At 49.6% G+C, this 14,977-nt stretch carries 15 protein-coding genes; 3 read left to right on the plus strand and 12 right to left on the minus strand.

Annotation, left to right across the window (positions count from 1 at the left end):
• Positions 1-53 precede the first annotated feature (53 nt).
• The 3 genes from IMCC3135_RS16950 to IMCC3135_RS16965 all read right to left on the minus strand — a co-directional run bounded on the left by IMCC3135_RS16950 (position 54) and on the right by IMCC3135_RS16965 (position 4,400).
• Positions 54-986 (minus strand): PDDEXK nuclease domain-containing protein, encoded by a 933-nt coding sequence (locus IMCC3135_RS16950; RefSeq protein WP_088918689.1) that lies wholly within the window; start codon positions 984-986, stop codon positions 54-56.
• Between the two features lie 533 nt (positions 987-1,519).
• Positions 1,520-1,774, minus strand: a complete 255-nt coding sequence (locus IMCC3135_RS16955) for a DUF6489 family protein (RefSeq protein ID WP_088918690.1) — start codon at positions 1,772-1,774, stop codon at positions 1,520-1,522.
• A 1,390-nt stretch (positions 1,775-3,164) separates the two neighbouring features.
• Positions 3,165-4,400: a hypothetical protein gene (locus IMCC3135_RS16965; protein WP_088918692.1), complete on the minus strand. Its 1,236-nt coding sequence runs from the start codon at positions 4,398-4,400 to the stop codon at positions 3,165-3,167.
• 341 nt (positions 4,401-4,741) lie between these two features.
• Here IMCC3135_RS16965 and IMCC3135_RS16970 point away from each other — a divergent pair, with 341 nt between their 5' ends.
• A complete protein-coding gene (locus IMCC3135_RS16970; protein ID WP_088918693.1) occupies positions 4,742-5,014 on the plus strand; it encodes a hypothetical protein in 273 nt (90 codons plus the stop codon).
• A 109-nt stretch (positions 5,015-5,123) separates the two neighbouring features.
• On the opposite strand, the gene IMCC3135_RS16975 is transcribed toward IMCC3135_RS16970, so the two are convergent.
• From IMCC3135_RS16975 to IMCC3135_RS16995, 6 genes are all read right to left on the minus strand, one after another.
• Positions 5,124-6,578: a catalase gene (locus IMCC3135_RS16975; RefSeq protein ID WP_088918694.1), complete on the minus strand. Its 1,455-nt coding sequence runs from the start codon at positions 6,576-6,578 to the stop codon at positions 5,124-5,126.
• Between the two features lie 226 nt (positions 6,579-6,804).
• Positions 6,805-6,933 carry a hypothetical protein gene (locus tag IMCC3135_RS35260; RefSeq protein WP_257790390.1) on the minus strand — a complete coding sequence of 43 codons (129 nt, stop codon included), beginning with the start codon at positions 6,931-6,933 and terminating at the stop codon, positions 6,805-6,807.
• On the minus strand, positions 6,933-7,172 hold the full coding sequence (locus IMCC3135_RS16980; protein ID WP_157736056.1) for a hypothetical protein: 240 nt from the start codon (positions 7,170-7,172) through the stop codon (positions 6,933-6,935). The genes IMCC3135_RS35260 and IMCC3135_RS16980 overlap by 1 nt, the downstream gene beginning before the upstream one ends.
• A 39-nt stretch (positions 7,173-7,211) precedes the next feature.
• Positions 7,212-8,396, minus strand: coding sequence for a S8 family serine peptidase (locus IMCC3135_RS16985; protein WP_169727477.1), 1,185 nt, complete (start codon positions 8,394-8,396; stop codon positions 7,212-7,214).
• Between the two features lie 286 nt (positions 8,397-8,682).
• Positions 8,683-9,693: a calcium-binding protein gene (locus IMCC3135_RS16990; RefSeq protein ID WP_157736057.1), complete on the minus strand. Its 1,011-nt coding sequence runs from the start codon at positions 9,691-9,693 to the stop codon at positions 8,683-8,685.
• A gap of 33 nt (positions 9,694-9,726) precedes the next feature.
• Positions 9,727-10,611, minus strand: a complete 885-nt coding sequence (locus IMCC3135_RS16995; RefSeq protein ID WP_157736058.1) for a hypothetical protein — start codon at positions 10,609-10,611, stop codon at positions 9,727-9,729.
• Positions 10,612-11,010: 399 nt separating this feature from the next.
• On the opposite strand from IMCC3135_RS16995, the gene IMCC3135_RS17000 reads away from it, so the two are divergent.
• Both IMCC3135_RS17000 and IMCC3135_RS17005 read left to right on the plus strand, forming a co-directional pair.
• Entirely contained in the window at positions 11,011-11,604 is a 594-nt protein-coding gene (locus tag IMCC3135_RS17000; RefSeq protein ID WP_088918699.1) for an RNA polymerase sigma factor, read from the plus strand.
• A gap of 5 nt (positions 11,605-11,609) precedes the next feature.
• Positions 11,610-12,305 (plus strand): anti-sigma factor family protein, encoded by a 696-nt coding sequence (locus IMCC3135_RS17005; RefSeq protein WP_088918700.1) that lies wholly within the window; start codon positions 11,610-11,612, stop codon positions 12,303-12,305.
• Between the two features lie 119 nt (positions 12,306-12,424).
• On the opposite strand, the gene IMCC3135_RS17010 is transcribed toward IMCC3135_RS17005, so the two are convergent.
• The 3 genes from IMCC3135_RS17010 to IMCC3135_RS17020 are packed head-to-tail and all read right to left on the minus strand — an operon-like array spanning position 12,425 to position 14,961.
• Positions 12,425-13,162, minus strand: a complete 738-nt coding sequence (locus IMCC3135_RS17010) for a cytochrome b561 domain-containing protein (RefSeq protein ID WP_088918701.1) — start codon at positions 13,160-13,162, stop codon at positions 12,425-12,427.
• Positions 13,162-14,034: a carbohydrate ABC transporter permease gene (locus IMCC3135_RS17015; RefSeq protein ID WP_088918702.1), complete on the minus strand. Its 873-nt coding sequence runs from the start codon at positions 14,032-14,034 to the stop codon at positions 13,162-13,164. The genes IMCC3135_RS17010 and IMCC3135_RS17015 overlap by 1 nt, the downstream gene beginning before the upstream one ends.
• On the minus strand, positions 14,035-14,961 hold the full coding sequence (locus tag IMCC3135_RS17020; protein WP_088918703.1) for a carbohydrate ABC transporter permease: 927 nt from the start codon (positions 14,959-14,961) through the stop codon (positions 14,035-14,037).
• Positions 14,962-14,977: the final 16 nt, after the last annotated feature.

Raw genomic sequence — 14,977 nt, forward strand, 5'->3', positions numbered from 1 at the left:
TTTCGGTTGGTCCTGCGCCTGCCCGGCAAGGCGTGAGGAGGGCGAATAGCGGGCTATTCAACCGACAAACAACGCAGAAGGGCAGGATGCAGGGGCGACTGAAAAGTATAGTTAATTGTTTCACGACCCCTTAGTTCCACCAAAATGTGGCATTTGAGTATTCGGTGGTAGAAAACCAAGTCGACGAAAAAGTACTCACCGCCTATCAGGATACGTTTCTGTCGTGCTTCAAAACAAAACCCTCGACCAAGCTCCAGCAAGAATGGTTCGAGCTTATCAAGCAGAGCATGTTCAAGGTCCGATTCAAGCATGGTGTCCTGAGCCCGAATGCCAAGGAACTCAAATACCACTGGATCGCGCAGTATCAGCTCCGGTTTTTCAGTTTCTGCAAGCGATTTGACGTGTTGTCTGAGCGCTTCTTTATCCCTGGACAGTGCAGTCCGCTCATAGCTGACACTGCCGATCTGGCGCTTCAACTCACGAACAGACCACCCCCCACGCAGACATTCCACTTCGTAAAATGCACGTTGGAGAGGGTCGTTCAGTGCGAGTAGCAATTCGAAGTGGCTGTACGAGAGCCTGGCAACCAACATCTCAGCGGGTACCTGCAATAGTGGGGACGCTGTCTCCACACTCTGCAACATTCTGTCAGATGAGCCGATTGTCGCATCGGCAGGGAGCATCGCGGCCAATGATGGGGACAGTGTCCCCACAATCTGCGGATAGCGCTTGAAAAAGTCGAGGTACCGATACAATTGTCGCCGATCGCAGCTTTTTACTTGGCGTTGTTTAAGGCCGCTCGCAAGACTATCAATCAGGTGTTCGCCATAGGTTGCACGATCCTCACCCTCCAGTTCGTAGTAACTGATATAAAAGCCGATTGCCCAGTTGCGAAGCGTCAGCCCGACATTCACTGCGCGAGCAGTATCGTTTCTGGCTTGCTGATCAATGGAGTCGATCTGTTGAATCAGCTTGTCGAAAATCATTGCCAATGCCTACAGGGATAATGGTGGAGAAGGGGGAATATAGTACATTCTTCGAAGCTGTTGTTTTGCAGCGAACGACAAGAGAGCTCAGAAGGCGGGCGGAGCACGGCCGGGGGGCAGCCCATAAACCCTCTTAACTTTGATTAATGCTATGACTACAGTATATAGGCCACAATGGTGGCTACCCAGTCGAATAGCGGCCTGTAGGTGGCAAAACCACTCAAATTGGCCAGCATGCGCAGTGCACCGACGGCGCTGTTCGATACGATCAACAGATCGATACACTCGGGGCTCCCGCGTACCTGACCAATGGTGCAGTATGGCTATGGCTCGTACTTTCCTGCAGGCCTACACCCGGAAATCTGGGTACCTTTAATAAGCTAACGATGGGAGTTGAGCGCTTGCTGCACATTGCCAGCGAGCGACTGGAGATTATCCCAACCACTTGGGAGCAGACTCTGAGCCTCTGATACCGTCCATGTTTTTTTTCGTTGGGTATCCTGTAGTTTTCCAGGCTTCCAGGCTTTTGTAGATCACTTTTTACGCGTCGGGGGAGCAGCAGCCTGTGTCATCGATTCGAAGGCTTTTGTAAGCCAGTCAGTATTATTGGCTGTGCCGGTTGCCATCCAGCTTTCTACAAGAGTCGCTGGTGTAAAGTTTTCCATATCCGCCAGCATTTTCTTTTTCATTTCTGCCAGCCATGCATCCTGCATGGGCTTGATGTCTGGCAGGCCGAGAAACTGACGTGCTTCTTCGGGTGTACAGTCGATGTCAATGCTGATTTTCATGATGATCCTCCTGGATGGCGGTCTGGTTATCGATTTGAAGACGAACTGTCCTCAAATCGATAGCGAGTATTTCAAGATATACAACATACTACGATGAGGGTTCACGGCATATCTCAATGACGTTCGGTCCATGCATTTCGATACTCCAGTCACGGTTACGATATCCAGGTTGAGAAATTCTGTCGATTCAGCAGCGGACCTGTAAGGGATCGGCAAGTGTTTTCTCCTGACCATTGATACAATTTAACATAATATGCATTATGCGCAACAAAGGATAGCTGGGCCAGAATCAGTCGAAAACTCAGGATTTGGCCCGAATTTCTCCGATATCCACACATGTCTACATCTTTGTTGTTGATCATCAGATTCTGACGTTTCAGCGCCTGTGATACCTGTGTGCCATGCGGCGCTATGCAATTGATGTCTGGTTCTGGTCAAGTTTTGTAATGCGCTGTGCACCGATGACTATTGGGTCCATCCGAGTCGGAATCTTAGCTGCACAGTCTTGTTCAAGTTCCTGTTCAAGGTTTCATTTGATAAAGCCTTGTTAGAATCGAATCTAGCTGTTCTGGCTGCTTGTTGGTGGCTACAGCCTGTGGCACCGTATGACTACGAATGGCATTTCCATGTCTGGCTTGTTAAAGCCTCACAAAGCCATCTAAATGCAAAGACCGATCATTTGGATATGGACTCAGGCTTCAGGTTCGCAATTGCTGCCTGGAATGAGTTTCGACGCCTGAAATCAGATTCCACACAAGATTTGGTCGACTTCAGTTTCGACGTATCTGGGCACGTATGACACGCGGCGTGCGCAGCAGCAATCACTTGATGCAGCGTGGAGAAATTCGGATTTGCCTCTGAGTGACCGTTTTCCGATATATAGCGTTGTTTGACATGACGATGCCTTGTTCACGTGTTGATTGCCATGGCTCACAACGAGTTCGATGCGCATTCTCTGGAATGACCTGTAAGGACGAAACCCACCATAGCCACATCGTTCAGATGATAGGTTGCTTTTCCAAGTGAACTCGATCCATTCGGCAGCTTTGACTTATACCGACGACCATTGCGAAACAACCATGGTCAAACTCCACATTTAGCGCTTCTGGAAATGCCTGGAAATGCAAAGACTCCTGAGGAGAGGGCCTCGGAGGGGAGCCCCCGAGCCCATTGGAGTCCAGGCCCCTGAGGGGCCTACCCTCAGCTGAGAGGGCTTCAGAGGTTGAAAGTATAAAAATCGCATCTAGCACGCAGAACAGCGCAAAATAACGTGGAATTCCGAGTTAAACAGGCTACTTTTAGTCATATTTAATAATGACATAACCATATTTATGTGCTTATTAAATTTCATTTCGTCGCTAGAAATGCCTTCCAATTCGCGCAGTCAAATTTATCTGGAACAACGCTCAACCACTGCATCCATCAATGCCAACGCGGCATCTTCTCCAACTACTTCATCGGCAATCCTTATTGTCTTGCCGTTGGCTTCATATTCAACGGCAAAATACTCCGTCTTTTTGTTCTGACTGGTTCTGCTATCCACTTTCTTCAATCCCAATTTATCAGCATCAAACAGACCACCTTGATGCTCGGCATAGACATACCCAAAGAAGCTTTCCTGTGTCTTGAGCTCCCAGGATTGTTTGTCGATACTTACGTCTATTATCTTCCCCATACGATAGAGCGAAAAGAAAAACACAGCCGCTCCCAGGAGTATGAACAGATACCCGAATATGGAATTCTGGGAAGCCATGTAAAAGCCGACACCAATGGAAATTGCACCGAAACCCATCCCCACTACTCCGCCATCGGATGCTCGTGCCGCTTTGCTGTGAACATTGATCTGATGTGAATCTTCAGTCATTGAAACTTGCTCCAGGACAACCGCCTCAACAAAGTCTTGCGATTGTTGTGCTGCCCGTTCAAGAAAGCTCTGTGGGATGTCGATCTCATGACTTTGAGATCCATTATTGCCAACAACAACTTCCCAACTACGTTCAAACTTGCCTGGATTGACCGAACTGAAATCAGCCTCAACCGTCACTTTCCACATGATGAACGAACGCTTGTCCAATTTTTTGGTTGCTGTGCATGTCTTTGGAATATCTATCAAGAATGAGGCATCAACACCGTGGGCCACCTGCTTCAGATACACAGGGACGTTCTCCTGCCACAAAACAACGTAAGTGGTAGGGCTTCTTCTTCCCCCCTTGCTTTTACGAATACAGGCAAGTGTCGCCCAGCTTGGTATCGTCGAGTTGATGATCTCACTGTTATTCTGAGCGATTAAACTGAAGCGCCCACCAAGCTGACCACCGACACCCGGATTGCCCGGATCAAGAAACAACTGAGTGGAACCGAATCGTCGGTAATTTCCATGTATTTTGAACGCTTGATAGAGAAACCCTGCGCCAGCGATTAAAAACAGCAGGCAAAATAGAACACCGTAGTCTCCATCGCGAATGGCATCCGGCAGAAAAATAACCAGCACTACGGCACCCGTCGCAAAGAAGCAACTGCCCAATAAAACGAGTGGCCAATGTTCAGTCCTCTGATCGCTATTGATGCCGTTGCGGTTTTCAGGCTGCAATACTGACTGGCGATCTGTATTCGAATCCTCGTCCATGACTGTTTTCCCGTCGATCTACAAGTTCATTTGCGGTATCCAAGGGTATCACCTCAATGGAAGCATGCACGTCAGCAGTTTCAGGGTCGTTCCGGCAAAAAACTAACCTTTTCCCAGAACAAGCAAAGCCCCCTGGTAAAGACCAGTCAGTACCGCATGAGTACAGCGGCCGCCATCCAGAGGCTATTCAAGGCAGATAAAGCCACTTAATGCCGACTTTGTGCTCGAAAATCAAGAAAAGCGTTCATTGTCAATAATTGGATTTGACAGGTAAGCCGATCAACAAATTCGGTATCAATTGGAGGGATAATGGCCTGCGCACCGAATAAAGAGGTACACCAATGCCCTATACAAGAATTCAGAGTGAAGACGCGGTTTTCATCAATGAAGGAACGGTCGGAATAGGCGCCGTCCGCGAGGTACACACCGACCATATCATCGTGTATATCGAGAGATTTGGTGATCAGCGTATCAGTGCAGATGAAATTTCAGCCGTGCACGACGGCAAGGTCGTTCTTGCGTTTGACAAACTACCGGACGATGTCAGGGAGGCCGTATTACACGCGCACGATGCCGAAGATAACGCAGACGGCAACTGGCCGCCAGACGATTGAAACCAGCCTGAATCGTATTAACGTGTGGAAAGTGCGCAGAGGCTCTCCAGAAAACAACCTCAAACGCACTTTCCAGCATAGGAACGAAATCGCTACTTCGTGACCATGTTCATGACTGCTGGACACCTTGCGCAATTCGCTCGCCAACATCACTGTCGATATTGCGCCAGTATTCCAGTGCTCTCGCCAACACCGGCTGTGATACACCATTGCTCAGGTGTCCGACAACGTTGCTGACCAGGCGATCGCGAGCGGCATCATCCATCACTTCTCGAACCAGAGTTCCTGCCTGTCCCCAATCGTCGTCGTCTTCACGCAGCGTATAGGCGCTGCGCACCATGTCTCCACTTGACGCCCACACGGCATCTTCGGGGAAGCGTTCCGGGTCGGCACTGGGACCTCCGTAGGAGTTGGGTGCATACACAGGATCGGAGACATTATCGACACGCATTGCGCCATCCTTGGAGTAACTGTTCACCGGTGCTTTGGGGCGATTGACCGGTATCTGTCGATAGTTCACACCCAAACGCGCTCGATGAGCATCTGAATAAGAAAAGCCTCGTGCCAGCAACATCTTGTCCGGGCTCAGACCAATACCGGGAACCAGGTTATTCGGTTCAAACGCTGCCTGTTCGTTCTCCGAGTGGTAATCGGTCAGATTGCGATTCAGCGTCAGCTTCCCAACCTCGTGTAACGGGTAGTCAGCATGTGGCCAGACCTTGGTCAGATCGAATGGGTTGTAGCGATAGGTCTTGGCTTCCTCGAAGGGCATGATCTGAATGTGCAGGGTCCAACTGGGATGATCTCCCTGCTCTATGCTCGTGAAAAGATCACGCTGGTGATAGTCTGCATCGGCACCTGCAAGACGATCTGCTTCTTCCTGAACCAGGTGATCGACACCTTGATCAGTCTTGAAATGGTACTTGACCCAGAAGCGCTCACCCGATGCATTTACCCACATATAGGTATGACTGGAATAGCCATTCATGTGGCGCCAGCTCTTCGGAATACCCCTGTCACCCATCAGCCAGGTGACCTGATGAGCAGACTCTGGCGAGAGCGTCCAGAAGTCCCATTGCATGTCGTGATCACGCAGATTGTTCGCAGCTCGTCTTTTTTGAGAGCGAATGAAATGCTGGAATTTCATCGGATCACGAATGAAGAAAACCGGTGTATTGTTTCCCACCAGGTCATAGTTACCTTCTGACGTGTAGAACTTGACAGAGAAGCCACGTGGATCGCGCCAGGTGTCCGGACTGCCTCTCTCTCCCGCCACCGTGGAGAATCGCATGACAGTGTCAGTCTCGACCCCGGGCTGAAAAAGCGCCGCCTTGGTGTACTGGCTGACATCATGGGTCGTCTCGAAGTGGCCGAAGGCACCACCGCCCTTGGCGTGGGGCTGCCTTTCCGGAATCCTTTCCCGGTTGAAGTTCGCCATCTGCTCGATCAGATAATGATCTTGAAGCAGCAGTGGACCATCAGGTCCGACCGACAGGGAATGTTCATCGCTGGCAACCGGAATGCCTGCGTCTGTTGTGGTTGGTTTGGAATTATTATCTGCCATTTTTTTACCCCTCATACAATGGATGCAATGAGACTGGCCAAGCCGATTGGAAGCCGTGTCGTTGGATGAATACGGGACGAGTGGAAACTTGTGTATGTGTGTGTTTCAAGACACCAATCAACGTACAACTTCTCAGGAATGCGCTTCGCTCATTTGTAACTTTTCCCATCGTTGATGGTTGCTACAGGCGATGCGCAGGGCTTACATTTTCCGGCATGTGGTTGAATCAGGGATCGGCAACGCGCAGGTGGTTCTGTCCACGCTCTTTGCTCGCCTGCCGTCTCAAATACGGCGTTTTGGGAACACGAACCTCGAGCCGCTCTTCGGTGAGAAACGGATTGTCCGGCAGTTGCATTAACGAGGATTGTTCCTGGGAAAAAGCTTCATATACAGTGATAGTGTTATCCTATCGCCATGCTCTATCACTGCTGGTACCGGCACACCATTGATCCCCAGCAACCGTACGGCACTCAAATCCGGATACTGCTCGAGCGCCTGAACCATGAAGGGTAAGTAGGGATCCAGGATCGAAGGGCGTGTGGCGCGTTCAATCTTGGGCATCTGCCGTGTGGAAATTCCTGCTAACTCAATCATTTAGGAGTCTCAGGACAGGCACTATCTAGTTTCACACGATCATTGTTGTGCTAAAAGACAGTTATCCTGGTCTGCTATCTCATCGCTCAGACGTCTTGCCATGTCCACTGCTCGACAAGCGTTAACTGCGCCTGTATCGAGATTTGCCGTGAGTTCGAGCAACGCGAGTAATTCACTTGGTGACAATGTGGGCGAAACGCTACGCAGCAGCGCAGCAAGCCCCGTGATGTGTGCTGTGGAAAATGAGCTGCCGTCAAAAAAGGCGTATTTATTATCAGGAAGTGTACTGAGAACTCGCCGTCCGGGTGCAGATATCGATTTTGACTTGTTGCCTGGCATATCGACAGCAATTGTTCCTTGAATAGACACCGGAAATGCCCTGTTTTCATGAGCAGGTACTGCACCGATAACGACGATACCTCTCTCCAACGCCGCCAGGACCAATCGTTCCAGCACAGGATCTGGAGGCCCTGTCAGGCTCAGGTTGATAATGTCCACATTCTGTAAAATCGAATAGTTGATCGCTTTCGCCAGAGTGAGCGAATTACAGCGCGCCTTGCTTTCACCCTGATTTACATGCCAGCAAGCCTTGAGCGCCAATAAATTTGCCTCAGGCGCTATGCCCACCATGCCGGTATCGTTGTCGGCACTAGCAGCAATTACTCCACCAACGGCTGTACCATGAGTGTCAGAGCGGAATTTAGCGTCGTCGCTGTCAACAAAATTACGCGTAGCTTCGCTGCTTAACACAAGATCAGGGTGAGTGTTATCCATGCCCGTATCAACTACCGCCACCGTTACGCCCTTGCCACGCGACCATTGATGAGAGCTGATAGCCTGGAGCGAATGGAACCCGTGTTGAAGCCCCAAGTAAGGATCGTTGTAGTTTTCTGCCTTTACTTCAAATGTTTGCACTATTTGTGCGGTTTCTACCCCCGGCTCCTGTTCTAAAGCCGCAACAATAGTTTTCCGCGCCTGGGCATTTTCAACCTCGAAAACGACACAGAATATCTCGATTGCAGGTAATGGCCAGTTGGCTACGCGCTTCAGCCCGTATCTGGATTGCATCTGGTTGAGAAAATCCGAATAGCGAGGAGGTAGATCTCCTGACATCGGCACTGATTTCATTCCAGTCAAAAATGCATGACGTTCCGGAGTCATTGTTATCAGAATCAGATTTGGCTCCAGATCCTCATCATAGTGTCCAAACGTCTCATCGGTCACTGGCTTGGGTGATGCGGGGTTCGACACGCATCCCGAAATGGAAAAACACAGCATGAGCGCTAATAGGTAGTTATAAGTGTTAATCAGAATCTCCTATGCAAGTTCATCTTATGCTTCAGGTTTGGAATACGAATACCCAGAGGCACTCAGCTTCACACACTACATCCTCTTTTCAATCGATCACAAGCTTTGTCACAATAGTTCGGTAGTCAGGCACTTTGCAGGGGTACCATCTGATGGTACCCCTGCAGTGAGCACTTTAGTTAATTGTCAAAGAACCCTAATTTCACTGAATCTGCTGTTGAACAAAATCAGGCAGATCAGACAGAGATACCAGGGTTGGTGGGTTTGTGGTGATATCCAGAACATCAATGTTCTCAACCCCACCACCATCAGCTACTTCACGCTTTGTACACACAACATACTCAACATTGCGAAGACTCAATGATACTCGCAGACCATCATCATCTTCGCGTTCACCGGCATCAAAAGCGTTGGCGACGCCGCGCAAACCAAACCGTACCAGGTGATCCAGAGAAAGCATTGCCAGCTCTGTTGGATTGGTTGAAATATCAAGTACCGTACAAAACCCGGGAGATGTGGAAACACTTAATGTCGGCAATCTCGTGTTCTGATCGAGAAAAATCCCGTCAAAATCAAAACTACCGACTGAACCAGGAGCATTTACGTTGAAAAAGGGCGCTCCAGAAATACCAGAGTCGCTGTCACGCTCTTCGCCGAGCAGGCCAAAAGCAACAACATCAGTTCCCGGGCCACCATCAAAATAATCACTGCCGTCCCCTGGTGTCCAGATAAAAATATCATCACCATTTCCACCAAATGCTCGGTCACGGTTATCAGCACCAAGTGCATCGCCATCAACACTGGAATTGAAATCTTCAGTTCCACCGATCAGCACATCATCACCATCACCACCCAGCAAAACATCAACTCCAAGCGCACCGATTATCACCTCGTCAGCGACTCCCCCCTGGAGAATGTCGCCGCTACGCAAGCTTTGGTTCGGTGATCCACCAGGTCCATCAGGGTTGAGTGATAATAGTGGACTGCCAATATTGTTAAGGTCATTACCCTGCAAAACAACTCGCTCTACGCCTTGACCCGGTGGTTCTTCACCCGGCGGGACACCTTCAGGCGGCTCCTGTGTCGGAAGTTCGACTCCGTCGTGTTCAGAATCTGAGCCGCTACAGCCGACCAGCAAAAGCGTCATGGCAGTGCAAATACAAACCTGGCTAATCAATGATGTTCGCGGTTGTGTCGATTTTTTGATAATCATCAAAATTCTACTCCAATTAAATTATGCGATTGTTTAGCGAATGAGCTGGAATGCTTGCGCAGGTATTTCCGAAATATCGATGGGCGTCGGTGGACTTGTTGTAAGGTCGAGTACCACCGTCTCACCGATGTGCGCACCGCCACACACCAGATACTCTGTGTTGGTAAGATGTACCGCTATTCGAAGTCCGGTATCCGGATTAGCCAAGTCTGCGGCAGGACCACGTAGTGTGAAACGAACCAGATGATCCAGACCTAAAGCAGAAAGCTCGGATTTTTCGACTTCATTGTTGTACCCATCCACCACCTCACAAAAACCCGGACCACCTGCAACATCCACGATGGGTAAACCTGACGATGGGTCGATGTAGATGCCATCAAAATCCTGACTTCCATCGCCTGATGGTGGGTTCACACTAAAAAATGGAGCACCTATTTCGCTGCCATGGTCATCAGTTTGCTCACCGACCAGACCCAGCATGAGTACATCACTACCTTCACCGCCGTCGAAGAAATCATTACCGTCACCCGGCGCCCAAATGAATACATCTTCGCCTTGTCCGCCAAATCCCCGGTCACGGTTGAAGGGGTTAAAATCTTCGGTGCCACCGATCAAGATGTCCTCACCACCGTAGCCCAACATGACGTCTATTCCCAACGCGCCAATGAGAAGATCTGATTCTTCAGAGCCACTTAGTGCATCACCAGCCTGCAGGCTCTGATCTCCTCCCCCATTACTTCCTCGATTGGCCGAGAGAAAATCTCGCACATTGTCATCCACTCCTGAGATGGAGTTCTGATCAGTACCAATAATTGTCGTCGATATCGCGGCAATTGCCGACAGCGAAACGCTTCCTGAAATACAGAATGCTGCCAGAATTGACAAGTGAAGCTTCATGTGGCTTGTTTTGGGTGACATGATATTTATCTCCGTATGCATGTGTTGTGAGAATGTGACTTCGCCTCTTTCAGGCGCATTCTTTAAGTAATAAAGCGAAATCATCAGACTGAAAATGGGCGACTTAGTGAGCTCGACTTGACCAGCAACAACTATTGACCCAACCATTCAAATCCGGGTGGAATTAACTGGTTCGACAGTAGGTACCGGCCCTGCGTGATGTGGTTCATTTAACAGTGCAATTTTTTTAGAAAGTCTGAAATACACGTATTTCGCATGGCATCACCTACGCACAATGATGCGATTCGAGGCCTGGACTGGCCTCAATTCATCAGCCTTCAAAATAGTGTAATTCCGGATTGAACCGAATCAGCTGCACCAGGTACCTACTAATTCAAAAGATATATTTGAGCGGATGATATGCTTGCAGCAACCTCAGGCAGCGAGAACTACATAGCGTTGGACCAGCCGATTGATATAGACGTCGAATTAGTTCGTGCGGTTGCAGATGGAGACCGAAAGGCTTTTGAGCGATTGTTTCGTCTGTACCACAGCCGAATTTACAAATTCTCGATCAGAATGCTGCAGGATCATCTGTCCGCTGATGAGGTGGCCTGCGATACCTTATATGCGGTCTGGACCAGCGCTTCAAAATTCCGAGAGCAATCTACAGTTTCATCATGGATTCTGGGCATTGCCTATAGGCGCTCACTGAAGAGCTACAACAAGAATGCAAGGCATACAGAAAATAGAGAGCCTACCTATCAAATGGAGGAACTGGTGGAGTCATCGCCAAGTGTAAATCCGGAAACCTATACGAACAACGCTATGGAAGTTGGTCAGATGCAGAAGGCCCTGTCCACACTCAGTAGCAATCATCGTGCTGTTATGGAACTGATAGCGCTAGGCTATTCAGTTACAGAAATTGCAACCATCGTCGGGTGTCCAGAGAACACTGTTAAAACCAGAACCTTCCATGCACGTCGTCAGTTGCGAATAGCACTTCAGGATTAATCGATATGTCAAATAAAATAAGCAACCATCCTGACCACGAAGAAATTTTCTCATTGCTACCCTGGTACGTAAACCTGACATTGGATGAGGGTCAGCGAGGGGCCGTATCGAGTCATATCAAAAATTGCGATGAATGCCAGCGTGAAATTCAGTTCCTGGAATCACTGTCCGAGACTGTAAAGATTGAAACTGAGGATGCATACAGCACGCATGTTGACGTAGATAAAAGTCTGGCTAATGTGATGAATCGGATTGATGAAGAGAGCCATCAAACCAATGCTGTCGCCTCTGGTGCATCATCGCTTCTGAACCAGCTTGGCGAGTTCTTTAAATTTGCAACGACTCTACCCGTTACTCAATGGGGCGCAACTGCTCTGGCTGGTTTGTTGGTGGCCGTATTAGGATTTCAAGTGTATTTCAGTCAATCGAATGATGACTATTCAGTACTCAGCTCTTCTGACATTACTGACTCGTCAATGCGTTTGTCTGTTGAGATGTCAACGGCTGTTGGCCTGCAACAGGCTCAATCTATCATTGAGCAGGGAGTTGAAAAACTGGGACAGCGGATTGATATTGAAGCGAAAGCGGATAGTGTTTATACAGTCATTTTTAAAGACTCGATCGCTGTGCCCGAGCTGAGCAAGCTTATTGCCGATCTGGAAAGTGATGCGCAAGTTAAGCGTGTTGAAATTCTGCCTTAGTCTTTTTTCGCCTAGCTGCATCTTCATGTAAGCGTCGATACTCAAGGAGTGAGTATTTGGCCAAACTGGCTCGACGCCTTCTGACGACTTATTTGAAGTCGCCTCCTTGGAGCTTTGACTCACTCACCTTCTTCCACCTTGAACCGTGCACACTCAGAAGGCCGAACTACCCCAAACCCCTGCTTTGGCATATTATTACCAGGGTGCTCTAAATCTGGTCCCCATATCGCCTGATAGGTGTCGTATGCATATCCGCGTCGCTGCAAAAATACCGCGACAACGATCAACAGTGACAACCAACCGCCTATGCACAGCCACATCCAGTGTGGTGCATTGGCCTCCCAAAGCCCAGACAGCAAGGCAACAACAATCAGGCCAATGGTTGTATAGCCCACGCTCTTATGGACAAGCTCGAAGACAAGGCGGCGGCGAGTCATATCGTAGTGATCCCCTCGCAGACTGCCATCGGATTGTGGCGCTGTAGCCCCACCCTTGGTGCCCCGAAAAAGACCCGACAGAATCTGCAGCGTCCCCAGGCTCATTATCATGTACCCCAACACCCGGTGTACAAGCACCGAACCTGTGTTTTGCTGCGATATCAGAATCAGTATCAAGGCAACGCTTGCTATGACAAAGGATGCGGATTGCCCCAGGTAGTGAGCATTCCACCACAAGCGATTGTCCAGATCCTGAGGCCAGTTCTGTCGAGGCCTGATTTTGTAGAACCTGGCTATCAGTACAGCCGTCGGTGTCAGTATCCCCCAGGACAGCACCATCAGGCGTGCGTGCCAGGATAAGGCAAGGCCTATTTCATGAGCACGTGTCGGATCAATGGGAGATAGTAACCAGTGCAGCATCAGCCTTTCACCGCACCTGCGGTCATACCGGTAATGATCTGCTTGGAGGCAATAAAGGTGAAGATAATGGGAGGTATGGCCAGCAACATACCCGTGGCCATAATGACGCCCCAATTGATATCGTACTCGGTGATCGAATTCACGATCGTCACGGGTACAGTTCGGGTGTTGCGATCCAGCAGTGCGTTGCCCAGCAAGAATTCATTCCAGGCGATACGAAAGGTAAAGATCGCAGCCGCCGCAAGCCCGGGTTTGATGATAGGCAAGACAACAAAGAAAAATACCTGCAGGGGATTTGCCCCATCCATACGTGCCGCCTCCTCCAGCTGGATAGGAACCTGCACGATGAATGATTGCAAAATCCAGATGACAAACGGCAAATTCATCGCCGTATAAACCAGAATGATGCCGGTATACGTGCCATCCAGGCCATATTGGAATGTCCAGATACCAAACACTGGTACCAACAATACGGCAGGTGGCACCATCCGCATCAGCAAGGTTGTCATGGACACCGTGTCGCGCCCCATGAAGCGAAAGCGCACCAGTGCGTAGGCTGCCATACAGCCCATGAAAAGGGTCAGAGCGGTAGAGACGAGTGCCACATAAATGGAGTTGCCCAGGGAGCGACCAAAGGTTGGATCGCAAAACTCTACGTGAGCCGGCTCGTACCACAACACGTCACACAGGACCGTTTCGTAGTTGGCCATTGTTGGTGTGAAAAAGAAGGCTGAAACAGCACTGTCATAAACATCAACATTGGTTTTGAACGAGGTGGCCAACATGAGAACAATCGGCCCAAGCGACATCATGATCAGCATCACAATGAGCATATAGAACCCTGTGTTCTGCGCATCCTTTTGAATAGCCATTCAGGTGGCCTCCTTCATTGCGGCGTTGCGCATACGCTCGGCGCGGCTTTCTTGTATTTTGTTAAAGGTAAACATGCCGATTGTTAACGCCATAAGCACCATCAACAATGAATTTGACATGGCGGCGGCCTGCCCCAGCTCCTGGAATTCCTGAGCTGTACGATAAATACGCAAGGCCACTATTTCTGTCGACAAACCAGGTCCGCCGTTGGTCAGGACAAGAATGACTTCAAGCACCTTGAACGCATCAATCAGGCGCAATAGCAGTGTGACGATCAGCACCGGCATCATCAGCGGTAGTTTGATCATCCAGATTTTCTGCCACTCATTAGCACCATCAATCTCGGCAGCCTCAAGCACGGAGCGTGGCAATGATTGCATCGCCGCCAGAGACAATATGAAAATGAATGGCGTCCACTGCCAGACATCGGCCATCACAACAGCCACGAAAGACCAGGTGCTGTCAGAGAGCCAGGGTATGCCTTCTTCGAAACCCAGACTTTTCAGTGTGCGGTTAAAAATGCCGACCGTAGGATGATACATATAGCGCCACATCAGACCGACAACGATGGGGGCAATCATCATCGGCAGAATGAAAATGGTTCGCAGCATGGACATGCCTTTGATGTTGCGATCGAGCAGCAGAGCCAGACCCACACCAATGAACATCTCAAGCGTTACGACAACGGCGGCAAATTTGATCGTGACCCAAAAGCTTTCACGAAAGGCTTCGTCCGTAAGCAGGTTGGCGTAATTTCTGAGGCCAATAAACTCGGCCTGGCCAATTCGTTGACTCGGGCTCCAGTCCAGGAAACTGGCGTACACCATATATCCAATGGGGTATAACAAGGCTGCCACCAGAATGATCACAGCGGGCGCCATGAACATGTAGGGCGTGAGCCGGTTCGCTTTGATTGCGATACTCATCAGGACATGCCTTTTG

The sequence above is a fragment of the Granulosicoccus antarcticus IMCC3135 genome, from assembly GCF_002215215.1.
GTDB lineage: Bacteria > Pseudomonadota > Gammaproteobacteria > Granulosicoccales > Granulosicoccaceae > Granulosicoccus > Granulosicoccus antarcticus.